Below are 25415 nucleotides of genomic sequence, written 5' to 3' on the forward strand. Positions count from 1 at the left end.
GTAAAATTTCCTAAGCTAAAACTGCGCTAGCTTGCATGGTGAGCCAGCCTTCATGATCTTCAGCCCAAATAGAGATTGTTTTTCCTGATGGATCTTTCTCGAGATCGGGTTTGGCGTTGACCTTAAAAATATTGATATCAAAAGTAGGGCGAATGGCGCGGAATTCAAAGCTCTTTAATTTGCAGCCTGGAATGCTTTGACGCACAAGATCAACTAAGAGCGTTGCAATTAATGGTCCATGAACAATTAAGCCAGGGTAGCCCTCTACTTCGGTAACGTATTGACGATCGTAATGAATGCGATGACCATTAAATGTCAGTGCTGAGTAACGAAACAACAAGACATCATCAGGGGTAATTGTTTTAGACCAAATGGCTCCAGTAGGTGCTGGCGTTGGTGCAACCGGCTTGTCATCAGGCCCTGGTGCATCGCGATACACAATGTCATGCTCCTCAATGAGAGCTAAGCCACTCTGATTGGAGATTTCATGTTTTACCAACACAAAAATGAGATCGCCAGTGCGACCTGCTTTGTGTGTAACGGATTCGATTCGAGAGACGCGTTCGATTTCATCTCCTACTGCAAGCGGAGCCAACCATTGAACGCGACTACCCGCCCACATCCGGCGAGGCAACGGTACTGGAGGTAAAAAACCGCCACGCTTTGGGTGGCCGTCAGGGCCGATTTCGGATTGAAGGGCGCAGGGCAAAAAGTAAAGCCAATGCCATAGCTCTGGCAGAAAGCTTCCATCGTTAGGGGCAGGGTCGGGTCGATCTAGCGTAGCTGATAACGCTTTGACCGGTGCTGCAGTAACGATATCTTGAAGGGTCTCGGTTTTACCGATCCATTCTTGGAGATGGGTGATGGTTTGGGGTTCGATTCGCATAAGTTCCATTATGCCAATTTCAATCCCAAAAGCAGTGGTGCTAGATCAATAAAGTGCTCAGTAAATAACTCAGTAAGCCGGCTAGAGCTGAACCGGCCAGGACACTGATGACCCCCTTTTGAAAGCGAAAGAGCGCCAAACCAGCAAGTAGGGTGATGGCAATCGAAATCCAAGAAATGGAGCCACCAATACCATGTGGAAAAAAGACGTGATAGGCAAAGAACAGACCTAGGTTGGCGATGACGCCAACTACAGCAGCAGAGATTGCAGTAAGAGGCGCAGTAAAGCTAAGCTTGCCATGGGTGGACTCAATGAGTGGACCACCTACTAGTACTAAGAAAAAAGAGGGCAGAAAAGTAAACCAGGTGGCAACACAGGCCCCAAGCACACCAAACCAAAATGGATTGCTATGACCGATCAAGTGTTGAATGTGGCCAGCCAGATAGCCAACAAAAGCCACCACCATAATGAGTGGGCCAGGAGTGGTTTCTCCCAGCGCTAAGCCGTCCATCATTTGGCCGGCGCTGAGCCAATGGAATTGATCCACGGCACCCTGATAGACATAGGGGAGCACTGCATATGCACCACCAAAGGTGAGGAAGGCAGCTTTAGTAAAGAACCAGGCAATTTGTGGGTAAAGCGTTTTCCAGCCAAAAAGTAAAACTAAAACAAGAAATGGAATAAGCCATAGGGCAGTAACCACTGCAGTATGTAATGCCAATCTCTTTTTAGAAAACTGGGCATGGTCTGGTGTTGGAGTGTGATCGTCAATGATTGCTGCGACATGATTCCCACTCGTTTGATTGTGGGTACCAGTTTGTTGAAAATATTCTGGATAGCGTTTACCACCCCAGATGCCAATTAAAGCGGCACACACCACAATCATTGGAAAAGCCAGGTTGAAAACAAAGATTGCCAAGAAGGATCCGATTGCAACCCAGCGCAGTGCCTGATTGTGAATCGTGCGCTTACCAATGCGAACCGCGGCGTGAAGGATGATTGCGGTAACAGCAGGCTTGATGCCAAAAAAGATGGCGGCAATCCAAGGTACTTGGCCAAAAGTGAGATAGACCCAAGATAGGCCGATCAAAATAAAAAGAGAGGGCAGTACAAATAGGGTTCCAGCTAAGATGCCACCCCAAGTCCGATGCATGAGCCAGCCGATATAAGTAACTAACTGCTGCGCCTCGGGTCCTGGCAATAGCATGCAGTAGTTCAGGGCATGTAAAAAGCGCCGCTCAGAAATCCAGCGACGCTTCTCAACAAGCTCTTGGTGAAGGACTGCAATTTGTCCTGCAGGTCCACCAAAGCTAATAAAGCCAAGCTTGGCCCAAAATTTCAGGGCCTCGCGAAATGGAACACTCAAACTTGTTCCATTCCGCCAACGACTTGGCTAAAGCCGTTATCGACATAAATGATTTCAGCGGTGATACCGTTTGCCAAGTCAGATAACAAGAAAGCTGCGGTGTTACCAACATCGTCAATCGTGACATTGCGACGCATTGGAGCGGTTTGTTCAACGGCATCCAAGATCTTGCCAAATCCTTTAATGCCAGCAGCAGCTAAAGTTTTAATCGGGCCAGCAGAGATGCCGTTAGCACGAATGCCCTTAGGTCCTACTGAGCCAGCGATATAGCGTACCGAGGCTTCTAGTGAGGCCTTAGCAAGACCCATGGTGTTGTAGTTAGGAACGTTACGTAAGCTACCGAGGTAGGTCAGCGTCAATAAGGAGGACTTATCGCGCAACATCGGCAAAGCTTCTTTTGCCATCGCTGGGAAGCTGTAAGCAGAGATGTCATGGGCAATCTTGAAGCCTTCACGAGACAAGCCTTCTAAAAAGTCACCGGCGATGGCTTCGCGCGGTGCAAAGCCGATTGCGTGAACAAAGCCATCAAACTGAGGCCAAGTCTTTGCCAAATCATTGAAGAGGGCAGAAATCTGCTCATCGCTACCAACGTCGCAGTCAAAAATCAGCTCGGTATTGAATTCTTTTGCAAAATCGACAATGCGGTCTTTAAAGCGCTCACCAACGTAGGTAAAGGCCAGTTCAGCCCCTTCGCGGTGACATGCCTTGGCAATGCCATAGGCGATAGAGCGGTTAGAAAGAAGGCCGGTAATCAGAATTTTTTTGCCTGCGAGAAAGCCCATGTTGTGTCCTTTGCTTCAAATGTGGTTTGCTATCTACAATTGTTGCATATATGCCCATGCTCCCTGCCATCCGCCAAATCCCCACTTTGCTGCTCTTAGCCTTTCTAGCTGGGGTAGCGGCCAATTCAGCTCAGGGCGCGCAGGGCATAGCTCAGTATGGCAAACCCAAATATGCCGATGGATTTAGCCATTTTGACTACGTTAATCCCAATGCACCGAGAGGCGGCACCTTAACTTTGCCCAATCCAGATCGTCGGACGAGCTTTGATAAGTTCAACCCATTTACCTTGCGCGGGGTGGCCGCTCCTGGGATTGCTCAGCTCATGTTCGAGTCTTTGGCAGTGGGGAGCGCAGATGAGGTATCGAGTGCTTATGGCCTGATTGCAGAAGATATCCAAGTGGCAGCGGACAAAATGTCAGTGGCGTTTCGGATTCGTCCTGAGGCGAAGTTTTCAGATGGCAGTGCGATCTTAGCTAGTGACGTAAAACACAGCTTTGATACTTTGATGAGTTCGCTTGCTAATCCGCAATTCAAAACGGTGTATGCCGATGTGAAGCAGGCGGTTGTAGTCTCTGATCGCGTTATCCGTTTTGATTTTAAGAATCGCAATCCTGAATTACCGGTGATGGTCGGCACCTTACCCGTGTTCTCCCGTAACTGGGGTAAGAAACCCGATGGCACGATCACACCTTTTGACAAGTTGACTTTTGAGATGCCGATTGCAAGCGGTCCTTATGTGATTGAGTCTTACAAAGCTGGCAAGACAATGATCTTCAAGCGCAATCCGAATTACTGGGCTGATCAAGGCGGTAAGACACTCAATGTTCGCGTTGGTTTTTATAACTTTGATCGCGTGAACTACAAACTCTATAGCGATGACGCCGTACGTCTTGAAGCCTTCAAAGCAGGGGAGTTCGATGCACTAGTGGAATACCGTGCGAAGAATTGGGCGAAGAGTTATGTGGGTCCCCGATTTAATGATGGCACTCTAGAAAAGAAAGCTTTTCTCAATCACAACGGTGCAGGCATGCAAGGTTTTGCCATGAATGTGCGCCGACCCATTTTTCAGGATCCACGCGTACGACAAGCCTTGGGTTATGCGCTGGACTTTGAGTGGCTAAACCGCCAACTATTCTTTGAGCAGTACAGCCGCATCAATAGTTACTTTACGAATAGCGACCTGAGCGCTAACTTTGATGGTCCTCGCAAACCCACTGAAGCGGAATTGAAATTACTCAAACCTCTGAAGGCGCAATATCCTAAGCGGGTGCCGGATGCAGTTTTTGATCCGATGCCCGCTGCACCTTCCACTGCTTCCCCAGATAGCTTGCGTCAGAACTTGCGCAAGGCGCGTGACTTATTGGCTCAAGCTGGATGGCAATATCGTGACGGTGCTTTACGCAATATGCAGGGTGAGCCTTTCCGTTTTGAGATGGTGGAAGATGGCCCATTCTTCTTAAGAGTGATTTCATCCTATGTGCGTAATCTGGAGAAGCTGGGGATTCAGGTGGATATTCGGACGAGTGACTTTGCTTTGCATCAAAAGCGTATGGATGAATACGACTTTGATATGACAACGATTCGTTTCCCTGACTCACAAAGCCCGGGTAATGAATTGTGGGATCGATTTGGTAGTCAGGCTGCAAAAGAAAAGGGATCTGACAATGTGATCGGGGTGCAGTCTCCAGTGGTCGATGCCTTGGTAGATGCAGTTGTGAAGGCTCAGACCCGCGAGGAGTTGCGTGCAGCGACCAGAGCTTTAGACCGTGTTTTGTGGAATAGCTACTACGTGATTCCTCAGTGGTACAACCCAACCCACCGAATCGCGTATCGTAAAGAGATGCGCTATCCAGAACCTCCTTTGTATTACACCGCTGAGTCTTGGATTCTGCTCAATTGGTGGAAAGAGGGGGCGCGCTAATGCAAGGGCAAATGTGGTCTTACATCTTGAAGCGTGTGCTCTTGATGATCCCTACTTTGTTAGGCGTCTTAACTCTCACGTTTGCAGTGGTGCAATTTGTACCAGGTGGTCCTGTCGAACAATTAATGCTGGAGCTCAAAGGCAAGGGCGATGCTGCAGTGAGTGGAGCAGAGTCTTCTGGTGGTGGCAGTAACTATCGTGGCCGCCAAGGCGTAGATGCTGAGCGCTTGGCCGAGGTCAAGGCTTTGTATGGTTTTGATAAGCCACCAGTAGAGCGTTATTTCATGATGCTCAAGCGTTTTGCGCAATTTGATTTAGGCCAGAGCTACTACCAACACCAAAGTGTTTGGCAATTGGTTGTTTCCAAGTTGCCAGTGTCTATCAGCATAGGCTTATGGACCTTCTTTCTAACCTACTTGGTGTCGATACCCTTGGGGATTGCTAAGGCGGTTAGAGATGGCTCGCGCTTTGATGCGGTGACGAGCACCATGATTTTGGTGGGCTATGCCATCCCAGGATTTGTATTAGGCGTTCTCTTACTGGTGATCTTTGGTGGCGGTAGTTTCTTGCAAATCTTCCCCTTGCGTGGATTAACTTCAGATAACTGGAGTGAGCTGAGCATGATGGGTAAGGTGATGGATTATTTGTGGCACTTGGTTCTACCCATTACCGCTTCAGTTTTAGGTAGTTTTGCAGTGATCACGATGTTGACGAAGAATTCTTTCTTAGAGGAAATTCGGAAGCAGTATGTACTGACTGCCAGAGCCAAAGGCCTGACTGAAAAACAAGTACTTTGGAAGCACGTGTTCCGCAATGCGCTTTTGCCTTTGGTGACTGGATTTCCAGCGGCATTTATTGGCGCCTTTTTTACCGGATCGCTATTGATCGAGACCCTGTTCTCCTTGGATGGACTGGGTTTGCTGTCTTACGAATCGGTGATGCGCCGTGACTACCCAGTCGTTTTTGGAACGTTGTATCTCTTTACGCTGATCGGCTTATTTACAAAGTTGATTTCAGATCTTTGCTATGTCTATATTGACCCACGCATCCAGTTTGGTGCGGGAGGTGGCTCATGAGTCGCTGGCATCGATTTAAAAACAGCCGTTTGGGTTATGCCAGTCTGTGGATCTTCATGGTCTTGTTTGGCCTCTCCATGTGTGCTGAACTGATTGCGAATGACAAGCCTTTGGTGGTTCGCTATGAAGGTAAGTTTTATTTCCCAATTCTGAAAACACAGCCTGAGAGAGTGTTTGGTGGAGACTTTGCAACGCCAACTGATTTTTTAGATCCCGATATTCGCCACAACATTACAAGCAATGGCAATTGGGCAGTTTATCCACCAATCCCCTATAGCTATGAAACGCTGAACTACTTCTCAAAAGTCCCGAATCCTGCTCCACCATCTTTGGATAACTGGTTGGGGACTGATGACCGGGGGCGCGATGTCTTATCGCGTTTGATTTATGGCTTCCAACTATCGATTCTATTTGGCTTAGCCTTAACGATTGTGGGGGTGAGTGTTGGCATCATCACCGGATCTTTAATGGGATTCTTTGGCGGCAAGTTTGATCTGGTTTCTCAGCGCTTGATTGAGATTTGGTCAGCGATGCCAGAGTTGTATTTGCTCATCATCTTTGCATCTATCTTTAATCCGAGCATTTGGCTTTTGATTATTTTGTTAGCAGCATTTGGTTGGATGGGTTTGTCTGACTATGTTCGTGCCGAATTTTTCCGCAATCGCGCTTTGGAATATGTTCGTGCAGCCCGAGCATTGGGATTAACGAATTTGCAAATCATGCGCCGCCATATTTTGCCGAACAGTTTGACCCCAGTCATCACCTTCCTTCCTTTCAGAATGAGTGCGGCGATTTTGTCGCTCACGAGTTTAGATTTTTTAGGTCTGGGCGTACCTCCTGGCACACCAAGTCTTGGAGAGCTTCTCTCCCAAGGTAAAAGTAATTTGGATGCCTGGTGGATTTCACTATCGACCTTTGTAGTTTTAGTGGCTACCTTGCTGCTGCTCACTTTTATGGGTGAGGCCTTACGTGATGCTTTTGATTCTCGTAAGTCAGGCGCTATGAGTGGAGGACGCTCATGAGTTCATCCAATGTCCCAAATAAATCGGCGCCCCCTTTGCTGCGCTATGAAGATTTTTCCATTTCCTTTGGCTCCGGTCGGCGTGAGAAATTTGCTGTTAGCCACTTGGATCTCGAGATTGGGGTAGGCGAGCGTGTTGCATTAGTCGGGGAGTCAGGTTCAGGTAAGACGCTGACTGCTTTAGCGCCACTTCGTCTTGAGCCGGAGGGTGCAAAAACCTCAGGCCGAATTCTGTGGAGTGGTAAGAGTACAAATGCTGGTAATCAAGAAGTTGATTTACTGAGTTTGCCAATACAAGATATTCGTGATATTCGTGGTCGTGAGATTGCAATGGTGTTTCAGGAGCCAATGACTGCGCTCAATCCATTGTTTACTATCGGCAATCAAATTGTTGAGGCGGTGCAGATATATCAGCCCTTGATCTCCAAAGCGGATTGCATGTCTGCCGCAATCGATTTGCTGAAGAAGACTGGTATCCCGGAGCCAGATAAACGCTTCCACTCTTATCCGCATCAGTTATCTGGTGGGCAGCGTCAACGTGCCATGATTGCAATGGCCTTGGCCTGTAAGCCAAGATTATTAATTGCTGATGAACCCACAACCGCCTTGGATGTAAGTCTACGTTTGCAGATTTTGGATTTACTGAAAGAGTTGCAAGAAGAGTCTAAAGATCATGGCGGGATGGCGATTCTGTTGATCACTCACGATCTCAATTTAGTAAAACACTTTGCGCAACGAGTTGCCGTATTGAACCAAGGCAATCTCATGGAAGTGGGGCCCACAAAGCAGGTGTTTGAGCACCCGGATAATGCCTATACAAAAGCTTTAGTGAATAGCGCACCTGTCCGTGATTTGGCGCCAGTCATGCCCCTAGCGCCAGTTTTATTGAAGGCAGAGAATCTATCGGTTTCTTACCCAGGCACAGAGTCTGTTGCTTGGTTTAAAAAATCACCACGTCATCAGGTCCTGCGTAAGGTTGGCTTTGAGTTGAAGCAAGGGCAGACTATTGGCGTGATTGGCGAGTCTGGTTCGGGCAAGACCACTTTAGGTATGGCGGTCTTAGGCTTATTGGGCGACTCAGCTGCACAAATTACAGGCGATGTTGATGTGCTTGGTAGTGATTGGCAAAAGTTAAAACCAGCAGAGCGCCGCGCCATGCGCTCGAGCTTACAAGTCATTTTTCAAGATCCCTTTGGCTCACTCTCTCCTCGCATGAATGTGATGCAAATTGTTTCAGAAGGTTTGGATGTGCACTTTCCGAATTTATCTGCCTCGGAACGTGAGTCGCGTGTCTTAGATATTTTGCGAGAAGTCGGAATTGATCGATCCGCTCTTACACGTTATCCCCATGAATTTTCTGGTGGGCAAAGACAACGTATTGCGATTGCGCGTGCTTTGATTCTGAAACCGCAGATCTTAGTATTAGATGAGCCTACTTCCGCATTGGATGTGTCGATTCAAAAACAGGTCCTCGCTTTACTGACTGAGCTCCAGAAAAAATACAACTTGGCCTACCTCATGATTAGCCATGATTTAGCCGTCATTCGGGCGATGTCGCATGAGGTGATGGTCCTCAAGGCGGGCAGGGTAGTAGAGTTTGGGGATACCGAGACTCTGATTCAGCATCCTCGCCAGACCTATACCAAAGAGCTATTTGCAGCAGCGGAGTTAACTTAAGCCCTATACAGGTGAAGCCCTCAAGGCGCTAGATTGGTGCATATATGCACCGCAATAGAAAATATCCCATTGAAAACAATGAGTTAGCCATTGGGCTAGGGCTTGGTGAAATAGTCCTTCTTTGTTAGAATTGAACGATGTCACTTCAAAAAGACCTCATGCCTGCGCTGCTCAAGCAAATGCCGTTTGCTTTGCTGCTCGTATTTGCACTGACTGCAAATCCAGCGTTCGCGGCAGATCCCACTACAGATTCTGCAAAAGAATCCCCTGCCGAGGCCTCTGTGGAGATCCCTAAGCAAAGTATGTTTCAAGCGGGTAAATCTTATTTTTTTCGCGCGTCAGATCGCTTGGTTGATTCCGTTACCGGTAAATCAGATGAGTTGATTAATCGTGCTATGGAAGTCATTGGTGTGCGTTATCGCTGGGATACAGAACTGCCACAATCTGGTTTAGATGGCAGTAGTTTTGTAGGCTACGTTTTCAAAGACAAGTTAGGTTTCTTGCTGCCACGTAAATCTACTCAGATGAGTCGAGTTGGCAAGCCCATTACTCGCGAAGAATTGCAGCCTGGTGATTTGGTGTTCTTCAACACGATGCGTTTAACTTTCTCTCATGTCGGCATTTATGTTGGTGACAATAAATTTATTCACTCCCCATCGAAAGGTACTAGCGTACGCGTAGATGATCTAGGTAGTCTCTACTGGGATAAGCGCTTTGATGGTGCCCGCCGTTTAGATGGCAGTGACAACTTGGGTGATGCTGAGCGTCAAGAGTTGTTAAATGAAGTAAACAAGCTGAAGCGTAAATCTCGTAGTCTTTGATTTGTAGCTTACTAAGCGAGCGTATGTTCCCTTAGCCATTCTTGAAGTGCTAAATCAATTCTAGTCTGCCACCCTGACCCCGATGCCTTGAATGCCTCAATTACATCGCTGGATAAGCGAATAGTTGTTGAGACTTTGGTTGGCAGGACTTGAGCCCCCCTGTGTTTGCGAGAGGCGAGTTTAGTTTGCAACGACTCTGGCAAGTCCTTAAAGGTTTTTGATCTTTTAAGCTCTTCAGCTGACCACTCGAAGTTGTCGTTATCAATCTTGGATTTGTTTTTCATATTCAGTGAGCTCCCGCTTGTTCGCCTTTCTAAAGCTAATTACTCGTATTCCTTTTTCAGTTTCAGTAAACACCAACGTATGTAATCGACATCGTAAAAAACCTATTGCCCGAATCCTTGTTTCCCCATAATCTTTCCGTTCGTCTACAGACAGTCTTGCGCCCTCAAAATCAAAGTCGACAACCTCCTCAAAGGAGAGATTACGTTCAATTAAATTTCTTTTGTTTTTTGAGTAATCATAGGTAATTTCCATGTATCTGATTGTAGTTACAATCAGATACATGGAAATATACCATGCTTATGAAATGGGGATGTAGGGAGCTATTAAATGCCCGAAAAGGCTTAGATATAAGCCCTACATTTTTCAACTTATTCTTGCTTTAGAAGCTAGCGGCTAGGCCAATAGATGTGCCTCGGACGTTCTGTCCAAATTGATATCGAAACACTACTCTCACTCGGCTGAAGATTGGGTCGGATGCACTTCTGTCAATTTCAAATCCCGTGCCGACAGAAGAGAGTGAATCAAACCCAAGGGCACCACGCAGTTGACCCAGAAACTCGGTGTGGGCTAATTCAAATACAGTTCGTAAAGGTCTATCCAGTACCGTGAGTCTAGTGGGGTATCTAGCTCGAGCCCACAAGCCCAGACTTTGAGAGTCAGCGGATCCTTGAACGGCAGTTGAGCTATCAAAGGTATTGATGGCGATATTGGTGTAACGCAATTCGGCATCGTATTCGCGGTCAGGTTTGTAATCCTCATAGTCCAGCATTAATGAGCCGCCGGTGCCATACGCATTCATTCGACCACCATTTAAAAACTGCAGATCTACTCCCGTTTTATTTTCAATGATGCGACCTGCAACAGAGAGGTCGCTCTCCACATGGCCAAGCATGATGTTGGCGATTGGACGAATGCGTAAATTATCTGTTAGCGGGAAATCCCAGCCGATACCGCCTGTGCCGGTAATGCCGGTCCATTTCACGGGAACCGTGACACTCGAGTTACCTATGCCGTCGGTAAACGTTGGGTTGTAGCGATTAAAGGCAATCGTACCCTCAAGATAAAGTGGAAAGTTTGCGCTAATGCGGTCGCCACCCCCAAGAGAAAGCATCTGTAAGCTTTGATTCTCTCCGCCTTTGTCGGTGATCGATAGTGACCCGGTAGTGACATCTGGAGTGAGTGAGTAACCCGTGATGGTCATGAATGCATCGGTGCGTTGTTTGAGGTAATTGTTCACTCCAGCCGTAAATTGGCCTCCCACCTGAGCTTGGGCAAGATGCACTTGAACTGCGATTAATAGTGCAATCCAAAATTTAAGGAAGGTGGCGATAGGTCTCATAAACAATTGCACCGAATCCTAAATCAATGATCAACTCTTGGGAAGTTAGCCCTAGGGCTAGCCTCGAAGTTTTTCTTTCAGGGTGGCCATTTGATCTTGGGCTGCCACCTCACCGGCAAGGATGGCTGCATTTCTGGATTTGAAGTCACCGCTACTCATTTGCTTGAGGTGAGGGGTGATCACGATATCTGCACTCTTGAGTTCATACTGATTAATGCTTCGCTGCATGATAGATATGGTCTGTTGCATCACGCCAAAGGTGCCACTGGCATCTTGATGAACGGGTTCTGATGAAATGTTGACAGCAATGACTAATGTGGCGCCCATTTGCCGGGCATAGCTGACAGGTACGGGAGCGACTAAGCCACCATCAACATACTCTTTGCCGCTGATGACTGCAGGCTGGAATACGCCTGGAACGCTGCACGACGCACGCACCGCTAGACCTGTATTGCCGGAGCGAAACAAAATGCCTTTGCCTGACTGCAACTCGGTCGCCACAATGCCTAGAGGGATGCGCATTTGCTCAATCGATTTATTCTGCACCTCACGATTGACCATATTCTGCAGGGCATCCCCTTTAATCAGGCCGCCAAATCTTCCGGCAAAAGGAAGCCCCCAATCGGCGATTGTTGCTTCATCCAGATTGAGTGCGAGTCGATTCAGGTCATTGCCGCTTGCCCCAGAGGCAAGTAGTGCTGCAATAACGCTTCCGGCACTGCTACCGACCACGATATCCGGCCGAATGCCCTGAGCCTCTAAGGCCTTGATAACGCCCACATGGGCAAAGCCTCTGGCCGCTCCTGCACCGAGTGCTAAGCCAACTACAGGCTTGCGATTACCCGTGAGACTGCATCCAGCTAGGGTTGAACCCCCAATCAGAGCCCCTAAACCAAGGCCAAGACCCAGAAAACGGCGTCTAGCATCCATCTCGGTTGATGGGAATGGGGATGGAGCTGTATTTACTTGCATGTGGCTATTGTATTGAGCCTCCCTTATAATGGTTAAACGGTGAGCGAAAAAGACTTCGTTTCAGCGCGGGTAGCTCTCCCTGAAGGATTTTTGGAGATGAAGTGCCCGTAGTAGCTAAATAGCGCCACCAGAACACCACCAACCCATTATTGAAATAGATTTTTATAGCCTCATCAGGTCATAGCCTGATAGCCCGAATTTTATGGATGATCACAATAAACGCGTAATTGAAACAGCCCTCTTGTGCGCGCAAGAACCATTGACAGTTGCTGATCTCACGCGCTTGTTTGCTGAAGATGTGGCTCCTGCCGAAATTGACGATACGCTCGGAGAACTTCAAAAAGCCTGGGAAGATAAAGGCATGGAGTTGGTTCACATTGCGACTGGCTGGCGTTTTCAGAGTCGTTTAGCAATGCGTGAATACCTCGATCGTTTAACCCCAGAAAAACCGCCAAAGTATTCCCGTGCAGTCATGGAAACCTTGGCGATTATTGCCTACCGTCAACCTGTTACTCGTGGTGAGATCGAAGAGATTCGGGGTGTTGCGGTGAGTAGTAATGTCATGAAGCAGTTAGAGGATCGCGGTTGGGTTGAGGTGATCGGCCATAAAGAGACTGTGGGTCGCCCAGGTTTATATGCCACCACCAAACAATTCTTAGATGATTTAAGTCTTACCAATTTGCAAAGCTTGCCGATGTTAGAGGACGCTGCGCCGATGGCTGCAGCTGAGCACCTAGGACAGGCTGTCATGGAGTTTGATCCGAGTGCTACGGTTGAAACCGTGATTGAGTTGGATGAAAACGGTCAGCCAATCATTCAGTCTGCAAGCGAAGAATCCATTGCCCAAGAAAATAATGCAGAGACAAGTGAAGCAGTAGAAGAAGTTACTCCAGAGTCTGAAGACAAACCAGACGAAACAAAATAATTATTAATGACAAGTCATAACGAAAACGATTCATCTCCGATTAAACCGATATCGGATAACTCCCCTGAATCTGCATCTAATTCTGCAGAAGGTGCGAAGGGCGAAGGGCGCGAGGGCAGTCAACGTCGTCCACGCCGCCAAGGTGCCGGGGCTAGCAAGCATCCATTCAACAAGAAGCGCCCATTTAATAAAGACCGGCCTCGTCGCGAGGGCGGAGAGTCCGGTGGCCAGCGCGAGGGCGGCAATAATGTATCCGCCAAGCTTGCACCGAATCCAGCAGAGAGCGAGGCTTTGTTTGCCTCAGTCGTTTCTGGAGAATTCGACGCGGCATTGGATGCGCCTGAAGTAGTAGAAGTTAAAAATCCTGATGGCCTTAATGAGAATGAGATTTCTCATCAGACTGGTGCTGAGCGTCGCGCACAACGCGTGCGTCATGATGATGATGCCGATACGCCTAGCGATGATGAGATGAGTAGTTTGCAGTTTGCAAACATCGATGATTTGCCGCTGAGTTTGCGTGATGAAGTTTGGTCAGACTTGGATGGTTTGGATGACGAAGCTGACGACGAAGACACGGTCAAGTTGCACAAGGTGTTGGCCGATGTCGGCATGGGATCGCGTCGCGATATGGAAGACTTGATTATTCAAGGGCGCGTATCTGTAAACGGACTACCAGCCCATATTGGTCAGCGTATCGGTCCGACTGATCAAGTGCGCATTAACGGTAAGCCAGTGCATCGCAAGATTCAAACCAAGCCACCACGCGTGATCATGTATCACAAGCCTTCTGGTGAAATCGTGAGTCAGTCCGATCCAGAGGGTCGTCCAACAGTATTTGATCGTTTGCCAAAGCCACGTCAAGGACGCTGGATTGCAGTAGGGCGTCTCGACTTTAATACTGAAGGTCTGTTGTTATTCACGACTTCAGGTGAGTTAGCTAATCGCTTGATGCATCCTCGTTACGGTGTTGAGCGCGAATACGCAGTCCGTATTTTGGGCGATCTGAGCCAAGAAAATATGGCTCAATTAAAGAGCGGTATTACCCTGGACGATGGTCAAGCCAAATTCTTGCGTCTTTCTATGGGTGGCGGGGAAGGTGCAAACCGTTGGTACCACGTTGCTTTAACGGAAGGTCGTAACCGCGAAGTGCGCCGTATGTTTGAGGCAGTAGGTCATACGGTTTCGCGTTTAATTCGAACTCGCTACGGCATCTTCTTATTGCCCCCACGCTTGAGACGGGGCAAATGGGAGGAGATTGAGGCTGGCGGTATCTATAACCTGATGAAGTTTGCAGGTTTAAAAATGCCTCAGCCGCAAGACAAGGGTCGCAATCCGAATGCCCAAGGTCGCGATCGCCGTTCGCCTGCGAGTGAAGACTTCCAGCCTGATCCAATGCAAACCTCAGTTTCTTATTGGGGTTCACGAGATGCCTTAACCCAGGCAAGTGGCCATGGCGCCCTAACCCATCAAAGTAGGGGTGGTAAACCTGGCGGCGGTGGTTCCAGTGAAGGTCGCGGTCCTTTCCGTGGTCGTACCCAAGGTGGTCGCCCTGGAGCAGGTGGTCAGGGTGGTCAAGGCGGTGGACAGGGCCAAAATCGTAATAAAGGTAAGAAAGTCCACCACGGACAGTCTGCTTTTGTGACGGCAAGCCCGCAAAGTCCCGGAAATGGCCCTAAACGAGGGGCACCAAAAGGGCGCAAACCTTTCAATAAAGGCCCTAGAAAACCAAGAAATCCAAGCGAAAGCTTCTGATTTCTATCGGTTTTCCTCTAAATCGGCTATAATTTTGGTCTTACAGCAGTTCGCTGCTGTTTTGAGTTGTTACCGACTGATGTTGCGATCAACGTAAGTCGGCCTGTTCTGAATTTCGAGAATATGGGCTTTGAAGCCCATTTTTTTTTGCCGTTTTGGATTGAAGGGTGTTCGTGAAAGATCAGCGGATTATTTCTGCAGAAGTAGAAAACCTAGGGTACACGCTAGTCGATATCGAGCGTGAAGCCGGAGGTTTGCTGCGTGTCACGATTGAAAACCCGGATTACGAGCGCTTGATTAATGTCCAGGATTGCGAAAAGGTAAGTCACCAACTGAGCTACACCCTGCCAGTGGAAAACATTCCTTTTGAGCGTCTAGAGATTTCTTCTCCTGGCCTAGATCGTCCCGTGAAGTCAGCGGCGGATTACGAGCGCTTCTCCGGAATGGAAGTGGATTTGAAGTTGCGTGTTGCCGTTGGTGACCGCAAGAAGTTTCGTGGTGTGTTGCAAGGTTTGCTGAGTGGTGAGTTGGATTCGCCGGATGCGAAATTTGGTTTGTTGTTTGAAGGTGCTGATGGCACTGAATCTCAATTGGAGTTTTCTTTAGCCGAGGTCGATAAGACTCGGTTGGTCCCTGTTATTGATTTCAAAGGAAGAAAGTCATGAGCCGAGAAGTTCTCATGTTGGCAGACGCCTTAGCGCGTGAAAAGAACGTAGATCAAGCGATTGTGTTTGAGGCGCTAGAAATGGCGTTGGCATCAGCCACTAAGAAGCGTTATCCGACAGAAGATGTGGATATTCGTGTATCGATTGATCGCGAGTCTGGTGAATACGAAACCTTCCGTCGCTGGTTGGTTGTTCCTGATGAAGCGGGTCTCCAAGAGCCAGATAAAGAAATTCTGCATTTTGAAGCCCTCGAGCAATTCCCCGACATGGAAGTTGGCGAATACATCGAAGAGCAAATCGAATCTTTAGCCTTTGGCCGTATCGGTGCACAAGCCGCTAAGCAAGTGATATTGCAGCGTATTCGTGATGCTGAGCGTGAGCAGATTTTGAACGACTACCTTGAGCGTGGCGAAAAAGTCATGACCGGTACCGTGAAGCGTGCTGATAAGAATGGTTTGATTATTGAATCAGGCCGTGTCGAAGCTTTGTTGCGTCGCGATCAAATGATTCCAAAAGAGAATCTGCGTTCTGGTGACCGCGTACGTGCTTATATCCTCAAGGTGGATCGTGAAGCCCGTGGCCCACAGATCGAACTCTCACGTACTTGCCCTGATTTCTTGATCAAGTTGTTTGAGAACGAAGTTCCAGAGATGGAGCAGGGTTTATTGGAGATTAAGGGCGCAGCTCGTGACCCTGGTATCCGCGCAAAAATTGCGGTGATTACTTACGATAAGCGTATCGATCCAATCGGTACTTGCGTTGGCGTTCGTGGCACACGCGTTACTGCAGTTCGTAACGAAGTAGCTGGCGAAGCAGTGGACATCGTATTGTGGTCTGAAGATCCAGCGCAGTTTGTGATTGGCGCCTTGGCTCCAGCTCAAGTGTCTTCTATCGTGGTTGACGAAGAGCGTCATGCCATGGATGTGGTGGTTGATGAAGAGAATTTGGCAATTGCGATTGGCCGTAGCGGACAGAACGTTCGCCTAGCTAGTGAATTGACTGGTTGGCAGATCAACATCATGACTCCTGAAGAGTCTGCTGAGAAAACTGAAAAAGAAGCTGCTTCTGTACGTCAATTGTTTATGGATAAATTGGACGTTGACCAAGAAGTTGCCGACATCTTGATTGAAGAAGGTTTTAATACCTTGGAAGAGGTTGCTTATGTACCTCTCTCTGAAATGTTGGAAATTGATTCTTTCGACGAAGACACTGTAAATGAATTGCGTACTCGTGCACGCGACTCCCTCTTGACCATGGAATTGGCTAAAGAAGAGCGCGTTGGCGAAGTCTCACAAGATTTACGTTCCCTTGAGGGAATGACCACTGAACTGATTGCTAAGCTTGCTGACAATCAAGTTCATACCCGTGACGACTTAGCTGAACTGGCTGTTGATGAGCTAGTTGAGGCGACACAAATTGACGAAGAAACCGCGAAAACGCTCATCATGAAAGCGCGCGAACATTGGTTTACTTCATGAGAGGAAGTAGTGCATGGCAACAACAGTAAAAGTACTCGCTAAAGAATTAAAACGTACCGCGCCAGACCTTCTGGAGCAATTGAAGGCGGCCGGTATCGAAAAAGGTTCTGAGGACGACAGCATTACCGAGAAGGACAAGACTGTCCTGCTTGAGCATTTGCAAAAAGAGCATGGCAGTGCAGATACGGGTAGTCGTAAAAAAATTACTTTAATCAAGCGCGAAAACTCGGAGATTCGTCAAGCAGACTCTGCTGGACGCACTCGTACCGTACAGGTTGAGGTTCGTAAAAAGCGTGTACTAGTTAAAGCGGGAGATAAAGCTCCTGAAGAGACGGCAGCTCCAGCAGCTAAAGAAGTTGCTCCTGCAGCACCTGCTAAACCTATCCTCTCTGCTGAAGAGTTGGAAAAGCGCGCAGCTGAAGCAACTCGTCAAGCTGAGTTATTGGCTCGTCAAGAAGCGGAAATGAAAGCGGCAGAGGATGCTCGCCAAAAAGAAGCTGACGCTGCAGCTGCTGCAAGTGCAGCTGAGCCTGTTGCTGAGAAAGCAGTCAAGTCAGATGATGATGGTTCTGCAGCCGCTGCAAAAGCTGCTGACAAGAAAGCTCAAGCTGATAAAGCTGCCAAAGACGTCGCTGATGCCAATAAAGCTCAGTTAGCTGACATTACAAAACGTCGTGCCGCGGCTGAAGCAGAAGCTTTAGCGATTCGCGACATGATGAGCACGCCTGCACGTGTCTTGAAGGCTCCAAGTGAAATTGCTGCTGAAGAAGCGAAAAAAGGCACTCTTCATAAGCCTGCCAAGGCTGAAGGTGCTGATGATAAGAAAAAGGCAGTTGCTAAGGTTGGTGGCAAGACGATTAAGTCTGCAGAGACCTCATCCACTTGGCAAGAAGAGGGCGCCAAGAAACCAGGCGGTCTCAAGACTCGTGGCGACAGCTCTGGTGGCGTAGGTGGTTGGCGTTCAGGCGGCGGCAGAAGAAAGCAACGTCAAATTGCAGAAGCCAACGTCGATACCAACTTCCAAGTTCCAACAGAACCAGTTGTACGTGATGTTCATGTTCCTGAAACTATTACCGTTGCAGAGTTAGCTCATGCAATGGCCGTGAAGAGTGCCGAAGTGATTAAGCTCTTGATGGGTATGGGTCAGATGGTAACGATCAACCAGATCTTGGATCAAGATACTGCCATGATCATCGTAGAAGAGATGGGCCATACGGCGCATGCTGCTAAGTTAGATGATCCAGATTTAGATCTTGGTATTACAGGCCACGACGCAGAGCTATTGCCACGCCCACCAGTTGTTACTGTCATGGGTCACGTTGACCACGGTAAAACATCTTTACTCGATAAGATTCGTGCAGCCAAAGTTGCTACTGGCGAAGCTGGCGGCATTACTCAGCACATTGGTGCTTATCACGTTGAAACTCCACGCGGCATGATTACCTTCCTCGACACTCCGGGTCACGAAGCCTTTACGGCAATGCGTGCTCGTGGTGCTAAAGCAACGGATATTGTGATCTTGGTTGTTGCAGCTGATGACGGTGTCATGCCACAAACAAAAGAAGCGATTGCTCACGCAGTAGCTGGTGGCGTTCCGATTGTTGTCGCAATTAATAAGATTGATAAACCAGAGGCGAACTTAGAGCGCGTTAAAACTGAGTTGGTTGCTGAGCAAGTGGTTCCAGAAGAGTACGGTGGTGATGTGCCATTTATTGGCGTCTCTGCTAAAACGGGTGACGGTATTGATGCCTTGCTTGAGAACGTACTTTTGCAAGCAGAAATTTTGGAGCTCAAGGCAGCGAAAGATGCTCCTGCGCAAGGTCTCGTGATTGAGGCGCGTTTGGATAAGGGTCGCGGTCCTGTGGCGACTATTTTGGTTCAGTCTGGCACGCTCAAGCGTGGTGACATGCTGTTGGCTGGCTCAACCTACGGTCGTGTTCGTGCGATGTTGGATGAAAACGGCAAGCCATGTAACGAAGCTGGCCCATCTATCCCTGTAGAGATCCAAGGTTTATCTGAAGTTCCTGCAGCAGGTGAAGCAGTGCAAGTCGTTCCTGACGAGCGTAAAGCGCGTGAGATCGCACTCTTCCGTCAAGGTAAGTTCCGTGATGTGAAGTTGGCTAAACAGCAAGCATTCAAACTCGAAACCATGATGGAAAACATGGAAGAGGGTGCGATTGAAGCGAAGTTGTTGCCTTTGATCATCAAGGCAGACGTACAGGGCTCTCAAGAAGCCTTGTCACAGTCATTGCAAAAGCTCTCTACTGCAGAGGTGAAGGTTCAAATCGTTCACGCAGCGGTGGGTGGTATTACTGAGACTGACGTTAACTTAGCGGTTGCCTCTAAGGCGGTCATTATTGGCTTTAACTCCCGTGCAGATGGTGCAGCGCGTAAGTTAGCCGAGAACAATGGTGTGGATATTCGTTATCACAACATTATTTATGACGCAGTGGATGAAGTGAAGGCAGCCTTAAGCGGCATGTTGACACCAGACAAGAAAGAAGAAATCACCGGTATGGTGGAGATTCGTCAAGTCTTCCTGGTATCTAAAGTTGGCGCAATTGCAGGTTGCTTGGTGCTCGACGGTGTTGTTAAGCGTACCTCTAGTGTCCGCCTCTTGCGTGACAACGTAGTGATCTGGACTGGTGAGTTGGATTCTCTCAAGCGCTTTAAAGATGATGCAAAAGAAGTTCGCGCCGGTGTTGAGTGTGGTCTGTCATTAAAAGGCTATAACGACATCAAAGAAGGTGATCAACTCGAAGCGTTTGAAGTGACTGAAGTCGCTAGAACACTGTAAGAGCTATTGAGTTAATGCATAAAACTAGCCCTCATCGTAACCAGCGTCTCGCCGATCAAATTCAGCGAGACCTGGCCGAGCTCATTCCTCGCGAATTGCGTAGCCCAAGCTTGGGTTTGATTACTTTACAAAGTATTGAACTCACGCCGGATTTGGCGCACGCAAAAGTCTTCTTTACCGTCTTAGGTGCTGAGCCTGAAGTGGCATTAAAGGCTTTGCAGGATAAGGCGGGCTATCTTCATTCTTTATTATTTAAGCGTTTGCACATTCATACTGTGCCAACTCTGCATTTCCACTACGACAGTTCTGTTGAGCATGGCATTGAGATGTCGCGCTTAATTGATCAAGCGGTGGATAGTGATCGCAAAGACGAGAACGCATAAATTCCATGTCTGTACGTATCGATGGCGTAGTTTTACTTGATAAACCTGCTGGCATGAGCTCGCAAGGTGCAGTCACTGCTGTCAAGCGTGCATTCAATGCAGAAAAAGCTGGGCACACTGGTACATTAGATCCAATGGCTACTGGTTTGCTTCCGATTTGTCTAGGTGAGGCTACTAAGTATTCTCAGGATTTATTAGAGGCCGATAAAACCTATATCGCTCAAGTGAAATTTGGTCAGCGCACTGATACTGGTGATGCTGAAGGTCTAGTCATTGAAGAGTTGCCGCTCCCAGTATTTGCGGATGAAGTTGCTCTGAAGCTAGCACTAGACTCATTGCTACCCGCATTTAGTGGCCCCATTAGTCAGGTTCCGCCAATGTATTCCGCGCTCAAGCGTGATGGCAAACCTTTATATGAATACGCGCGTGCCGGTGTTGAGTTAGAGCGCGCTCCACGAGATATTACGATTCATGCAATTCGTTGGACTAATGTCAATTGGCCTGAAGCTACATTAGAAGTCAGCTGCAGCAAAGGTACTTATATTCGCGTATTGGCGGAAGATATTGGCAAAGCATTGGGTTGCGGTGCTCATTTGGTTGGCCTACGTCGTACAGAAGTAGGGCACCTCAATTTAGAGCAGTCATTCACAATCGAATCAATTCAGAAGGGCTTGCAAGATAGTTCTAGTTATATCTTGCCAGTAGATGCACTTTTACAAACGCTGCCGCACTTAACTGTAGACGAGCAGCAAGCAAAACGATTAGAGATGGGTCAACGAGTCCCGCTCAATGTACCTTCGATAGAAGCGCTAGTGCGCATCTATCGTGCAACTGCTGCTCCGCATAACTTTATTGGCACTGGAGATTGGCGTTCTGGGGTTTTACATCCTAAGCGTTTGATTTCTTCTGCCCATTAATTTTTTACTGATCGATTTCTTAACCTTAACTAACCCGAATTTCATATTCTTAACTTTAGAAGCTTCACATGACTAAACGCGCACTTCGTAATATCGCTATCATCGCCCACGTTGACCACGGTAAAACTACTTTGGTTGACCAACTCTTACGCCAATCTGGCACATTCCGTTCTAATGAAAAAATGACCGAACGCGTCATGGACTCAAACGACTTGGAAAAAGAGCGTGGCATTACTATTTTGTCTAAGAACTGTGCGGTTGAGTATGACGGCACACACATCAACATCGTAGACACACCGGGACACGCCGACTTCGGTGGTGAAGTAGAGCGTGTGCTCTCCATGGTTGACGGTGTTTTGCTCTTGGTTGATGCGGTTGAAGGCCCAATGCCACAAACTCGCTTCGTAACCAAGAAAGCCTTGGCCCTTGGTTTGAAGCCAATTGTGGTGATTAATAAGGTTGACCGTCCAGGTGCTCGCACAGACTACGTGATCAATGCCACTTTTGAATTGTTTGACAAGCTGGGCGCTACAGAAGAGCAGTTGGATTTCCCAGTGGTATACGCATCTGGCCTGAACGGCTATGCTGGTTTGACGGATGATGTCCGCGAAGGCGACATGCGTCCATTGTTTGACACTGTGCTCAAGCATGTTCCAGTGCGCGATGACAATCCAGAAGGTCCTTTGCAGTTACAAATTACCTCTATTGAGTACAGCACTTACGTAGGTAAGATCGGCGTTGGCCGTGTAAACCGCGGAACTGTGAAGCCTTTGATGGATGTGGTGTTTATGGATGGCCCAGATGGCGTTCAACGTAAGGGCCGTATTAATCAAGTATTGAAATTCCGTGGCTTAGAACGTGAATTGGTAGATGAAGCTCAAGCGGGTGACATCGTACTGGTAAACGGTATTGAAGATTTAGCGATTGGAACAACGATCTGTGCTCCAGATGTTCCAGAAGCATTGCCAATGCTCAAGATTGACGAGCCTACTTTGACGATGAACTTCATGGTGAACACTAGCCCATTGGCTGGTCGTGAAGGCAAGTTCGTTACTAGCCGTCAGATTCGTGAGCGTTTAGATCGCGAATTGAAATCCAATATGGCTTTGCGTGTCAAAGAGACTGATGATGACACCGTATTTGAAGTGTCAGGCCGCGGCGAATTGCACCTCACCATCTTGGTAGAAACAATGCGTCGTGAAGGTTACGAGTTGGCAGTTTCCCGTCCACGCGTGGTATTCCACGAGGTAGATGGTGTGAAGATGGAGCCGTACGAGAACTTAACAGTTGACGTAGAAGACACCACTCAAGGCGCCGTGATGGAAGACTTGGGCAAGCGTAAAGGCGAATTGCTGGACATGGTGAGCGACGGTAAAGGTCGTACACGTCTTGAGTATCGTATTCCTGCGCGTGGTTTGATAGGCTTCCAAGGCGATTTCATGACCATGACTCGCGGTAACGGTTTAATGAGCCACACATTTGATTCTTATGCGCCTGCAAAAGACGGTATCTTGGGTGAGCGTCATAACGGCGTATTGATCAGTCAAGATGATGGCGAAGCAGTTGCTTACGCTTTGTGGAAGTTACAAGACCGCGGCCGTATGTTTGTAAGCCCTGGCGATCCTTTGTATGAAGGTATGGTGATCGGTATTCATAGCCGTGACAATGACTTGGTTGTGAACCCAATTAAAGGTAAGCAATTAACCAACGTTCGCGCTTCTGGTACTGACGAAGCAGTTCGTTTAGTAACACCAATCGCTATGAACCTCGAATACGCTGTTGAATTTATCGATGATGATGAATTGGTAGAAGTAACACCGAAGAGTATTCGTATTCGTAAGCGTTATCTCAAGGAGCATGAGCGTAAGAAAGCTTCACGCGATTAAGCTTCTTCTAGCTGCACAACAAAAGTCACCTCCGGGTGGCTTTTGTTCTTCATTGAAATCCATATTCCAAAAATAATAGTAAAAAAATAGATCCTCATGCTGCCATCCATTGAACAACGCCTTGCCCAAGAGTTATCCGCTAAACCTGCCCAAGTAGCTGCTGCTATTGCCTTAATGGATGAGGGCGCAACAGTCCCCTTTATTGCGCGTTACCGTAAGGAAGTCACTGGTGGTTTAGACGACACTCAATTGCGTTTGCTAGAGGATCGCCTGGGTTATTTGCGCGAGCTAGAGGAGCGCCGTAAAGCGATTGTTGCTTCAATTGAAGAGCAGGGCAAGATGACGCCAGAGTTGCTCAAGTCCATTATGTTAGCTGAGGATAAAACGCGTTTAGAAGACCTTTATCTTCCATATAAGGTTAAGCGACGCACTAAAGCGCAAATTGCCCTAGAGGCCGGTTTAGAACCTCTAGCAAATGATTTATTGGCCAATCCTATGCTGGATCCCGAAGTGGAGGCCGCTAAATATCTCAAAGAAGCATTTACATCCGATCAAGGTGAGAACCCTGGCGTAGTTGATACCAAAGCTGCTCTGGAAGGTGCCCGTCAGATTTTGATGGAGCGCTTTGCTGAAGATGCCGGTCTGGTGCAGTCGCTTCGAACTTACTTGCAAGAACATGGCGTTGTGGAATCCAAGGTCATTGCTGGTAAAGAGCAAGAGGGTGAGAAGTTCGCGGATTACTTTGATTACTCCGAACCTATCGCGGCAATTCCGTCACATCGCGCCTTAGCTTTATTTAGAGGTCGTCGCGAACAAATGCTGATGGTTAATCTACGTCTGGATACCGAAGAAGAAAAGCCCAGATGGGATGCGCCACATAATCCTTGTGAATCCCGCATAGCCAATCAATTCAAGATTAAAAATGAAGGCCGTCCTGCTGATCAGTGGTTAGCGGAGACTGTGCGCTGGACTTGGCGTATTAAGTGCTCCATGCATTTGGAGTCTGAATTGATGAGTGCGTTGCGTGAACGCTCTGAGGCTGAAGCGATCAATGTCTTTGCTCGTAACCTCAAAGATCTACTTCTAGCTGCTCCTGCAGGGCCAAAGGTCACTATTGGCCTAGATCCGGGCATGAGAACAGGTGTAAAGGTTGCTGTAGTCGACGCCACTGGTAAGGTAGTTGATACCGATGTCATTTACCCACACCAGCCTAAGAATGATTGGGATGGCTCATTGCACACGCTTGCTAAGTTGGCAGAAAAGCATCAAGCAACCTTAATCTCCATCGGCAATGGCACTGCATCGCGCGAGACCGATAAATTGGCGCAAGATTTAATCAAAGCCAAGCCAGAACTCAAGCTCACGAAGATTGTGGTCTCTGAAGCAGGGGCATCGGTCTATTCAGCCTCTGAATACGCCTCAAAAGAATTACCTGGTATGGATGTATCTTTGCGTGGTGCAGTATCGATTGCCAGAAGATTGCAAGATCCTTTAGCGGAGTTGGTAAAGATTGATCCTAAGTCGATTGGTGTGGGCCAGTATCAGCATGATGTGATGCAGACCCAGCTAGCCAAGTCATTGGTAGCAGTCGTAGAGGATTGTGTGAATGCGGTCGGCGTTGATGTGAATACAGCATCAGCACCTCTGTTAGCAAGGGTTTCGGGTCTCAGTAGTACGGTTGCCGAAGGGATCGTCACTTACCGAGATAGCCATGGGGCCTTTCAGACGCGTGCAGATTTGCGTAGCGTGCCACGCTTGGGTGAGAAGACTTTTGAGCAGGCTGCAGGTTTCTTGCGCATCATGAATGGTAAAGATCCATTAGATGCGTCAGCAGTCCATCCAGAATCCTATCCATTAGTGGAGAAGATTCTGAAAGACATTCAGAAGGGCGTCAAAGAGGTAATTGGTGATGCAACTATTCTGAAGGGACTTAGCCCAGAAAAGTATGCCGATGAGAAATTTGGTCTTCCTACCGTCACCGACATCATCAAGGAATTAGAAAAGCCAGGTCGTGATCCGCGTCCAGAGTTCACCACAGCAACATTTAAAGATGGCGTAGAAAAAATCAGTGATCTCAAGGCGGATATGATCTTGGAAGGTGTCGTGACTAACGTTGCAGCCTTTGGCGCATTCGTGGATATTGGCGTTCATCAAGACGGCCTTGTGCATATCTCTGCATTAGCCAATACCTTTGTGAAAGATCCGCACACCGTCGTTAAAGCGGGGCAAGTTGTTAAGGTCAAAGTGCTGGAGGTGGATGAGAAGCGTAAGCGGATTGCATTGACAATGCGACTGTCTGATGAGGCTCCAAAAGCATCCGCAGGCGCAAAACCCGAGCAAAGAGGCAATCGCCCAGGCACCCCACGAAGCTCAGAACCGAGAAGGCCGCAGGAAGATAGAAGATCTGCGCCCCCAATGAATAATGCAATGGCGGATGCCTTGCGAAAACTCAAAGGCTAAAACTC

Annotated in this window: 21 protein-coding genes; 14 read left to right on the forward strand and 7 right to left on the reverse strand. The window is 48.0% G+C overall.

The genetic code is table 11. From position 1 onward, the window contains the following. Positions 1–10: 10 nt before the first annotated feature. The 3 genes from AOC19_RS02710 to fabI are packed head-to-tail and all read right to left on the reverse strand — an operon-like array spanning position 11 to position 3034. On the reverse strand, positions 11–895 hold the full coding sequence (locus AOC19_RS02710) for an FAS1-like dehydratase domain-containing protein (protein WP_215377377.1): 885 nt from the start codon (positions 893–895) through the stop codon (positions 11–13). 31 nt (positions 896–926) lie between these two features. Next, positions 927–2252 carry a chromate efflux transporter gene (gene chrA / locus AOC19_RS02715; protein WP_215377379.1) on the reverse strand — a complete coding sequence of 442 codons (1326 nt, stop codon included), beginning with the start codon at positions 2250–2252 and terminating at the stop codon, positions 927–929. Beyond that, positions 2249–3034, reverse strand: a complete 786-nt coding sequence (gene fabI, locus AOC19_RS02720; protein WP_215377380.1) for an enoyl-ACP reductase FabI — start codon at positions 3032–3034, stop codon at positions 2249–2251. Before fabI ends, chrA begins: the two co-directional genes overlap by 4 nt. A gap of 50 nt (positions 3035–3084) precedes the next feature. On the opposite strand from fabI, the gene AOC19_RS02725 reads away from it, so the two are divergent. The 5 genes from AOC19_RS02725 (at position 3085) to AOC19_RS02745 (ending at position 9551) form a co-directional block, all read left to right on the forward strand. Next, the gene (locus tag AOC19_RS02725) at positions 3085–4956 is read left to right on the forward strand and encodes an extracellular solute-binding protein (RefSeq protein ID WP_215377382.1); all 1872 of its coding nucleotides are present in this window, start codon (positions 3085–3087) and stop codon (positions 4954–4956) included. An 11-nt stretch (positions 4957–4967) separates the two neighbouring features. Further along, a complete protein-coding gene (locus AOC19_RS02730; protein WP_215378040.1) occupies positions 4968–6032 on the forward strand; it encodes a microcin C ABC transporter permease YejB in 1065 nt (354 codons plus the stop codon). After that, entirely contained in the window at positions 6029–7054 is a 1026-nt protein-coding gene (locus AOC19_RS02735; RefSeq protein WP_215377383.1) for an ABC transporter permease, read from the forward strand. Before AOC19_RS02730 ends, AOC19_RS02735 begins: the two co-directional genes overlap by 4 nt. Further along, positions 7051–8730, forward strand: a complete 1680-nt coding sequence (locus tag AOC19_RS02740; protein WP_215377385.1) for an ABC transporter ATP-binding protein — start codon at positions 7051–7053, stop codon at positions 8728–8730. Before AOC19_RS02735 ends, AOC19_RS02740 begins: the two co-directional genes overlap by 4 nt. A 137-nt stretch (positions 8731–8867) precedes the next feature. Further along, on the forward strand, positions 8868–9551 hold the full coding sequence (locus AOC19_RS02745) for a C40 family peptidase (RefSeq protein ID WP_251368069.1): 684 nt from the start codon (positions 8868–8870) through the stop codon (positions 9549–9551). 11 nt (positions 9552–9562) lie between these two features. Here the strand turns inward: AOC19_RS02745 and AOC19_RS02750 are convergent, their stop codons facing one another. The 4 genes from AOC19_RS02750 to AOC19_RS02765 form a co-directional block, all read right to left on the reverse strand. Then, a complete protein-coding gene (locus AOC19_RS02750; RefSeq protein ID WP_215377387.1) occupies positions 9563–9835 on the reverse strand; it encodes a BrnA antitoxin family protein in 273 nt (90 codons plus the stop codon). Next, entirely contained in the window at positions 9813–10118 is a 306-nt protein-coding gene (locus AOC19_RS02755; protein ID WP_353055746.1) for a BrnT family toxin, read from the reverse strand. The genes AOC19_RS02750 and AOC19_RS02755 overlap by 23 nt, the downstream gene beginning before the upstream one ends. Positions 10119–10215: 97 nt before the next feature. Beyond that, complete coding sequence (locus AOC19_RS02760; RefSeq protein ID WP_251368070.1) at positions 10216–11175, reverse strand: hypothetical protein; 960 nt, start codon at positions 11173–11175, stop codon at positions 10216–10218. 57 nt (positions 11176–11232) lie between these two features. Continuing rightward, complete coding sequence (locus AOC19_RS02765; protein WP_215377391.1) at positions 11233–12147, reverse strand: patatin-like phospholipase family protein; 915 nt, start codon at positions 12145–12147, stop codon at positions 11233–11235. Positions 12148–12349: 202 nt separating this feature from the next. Between AOC19_RS02765 and scpB the strand changes: the two genes are divergently transcribed. From scpB to AOC19_RS02810, 9 genes are all read left to right on the forward strand, one after another. Next, positions 12350–13072: an SMC-Scp complex subunit ScpB gene (gene scpB / locus AOC19_RS02770; RefSeq protein ID WP_215377393.1), complete on the forward strand. Its 723-nt coding sequence runs from the start codon at positions 12350–12352 to the stop codon at positions 13070–13072. Positions 13073–13078: 6 nt separating this feature from the next. Next, positions 13079–14824, forward strand: coding sequence for a 23S rRNA pseudouridine(2605) synthase RluB (gene rluB, locus AOC19_RS02775; protein ID WP_215377395.1), 1746 nt, complete (start codon positions 13079–13081; stop codon positions 14822–14824). A 173-nt stretch (positions 14825–14997) separates the two neighbouring features. Further along, entirely contained in the window at positions 14998–15489 is a 492-nt protein-coding gene (rimP, locus tag AOC19_RS02780) for a ribosome maturation factor RimP (RefSeq protein ID WP_215303141.1), read from the forward strand. Then, the gene (gene nusA / locus AOC19_RS02785; RefSeq protein WP_215334709.1) at positions 15486–16967 is read left to right on the forward strand and encodes a transcription termination factor NusA; all 1482 of its coding nucleotides are present in this window, start codon (positions 15486–15488) and stop codon (positions 16965–16967) included. Before rimP ends, nusA begins: the two co-directional genes overlap by 4 nt. A 13-nt stretch (positions 16968–16980) precedes the next feature. Next, positions 16981–19764, forward strand: a complete 2784-nt coding sequence (gene infB / locus AOC19_RS02790) for a translation initiation factor IF-2 (protein WP_215377396.1) — start codon at positions 16981–16983, stop codon at positions 19762–19764. 14 nt (positions 19765–19778) lie between these two features. Continuing rightward, on the forward strand, positions 19779–20147 hold the full coding sequence (gene rbfA / locus AOC19_RS02795) for a 30S ribosome-binding factor RbfA (protein ID WP_015420788.1): 369 nt from the start codon (positions 19779–19781) through the stop codon (positions 20145–20147). Between the two features lie 5 nt (positions 20148–20152). After that, a complete protein-coding gene (truB, locus tag AOC19_RS02800) occupies positions 20153–21064 on the forward strand; it encodes a tRNA pseudouridine(55) synthase TruB (RefSeq protein WP_215377398.1) in 912 nt (303 codons plus the stop codon). A 68-nt stretch (positions 21065–21132) separates the two neighbouring features. Continuing rightward, a complete protein-coding gene (typA, locus tag AOC19_RS02805; RefSeq protein WP_215377400.1) occupies positions 21133–22950 on the forward strand; it encodes a translational GTPase TypA in 1818 nt (605 codons plus the stop codon). A 96-nt stretch (positions 22951–23046) separates the two neighbouring features. Further along, a complete protein-coding gene (locus tag AOC19_RS02810; RefSeq protein WP_215377402.1) occupies positions 23047–25410 on the forward strand; it encodes a Tex family protein in 2364 nt (787 codons plus the stop codon). The last annotated feature ends 5 nt before the right edge of the window (positions 25411–25415 follow it).

This window comes from Polynucleobacter asymbioticus (genome assembly GCF_018687575.1).
Classification (GTDB): domain Bacteria; phylum Pseudomonadota; class Gammaproteobacteria; order Burkholderiales; family Burkholderiaceae; genus Polynucleobacter; species Polynucleobacter asymbioticus_C.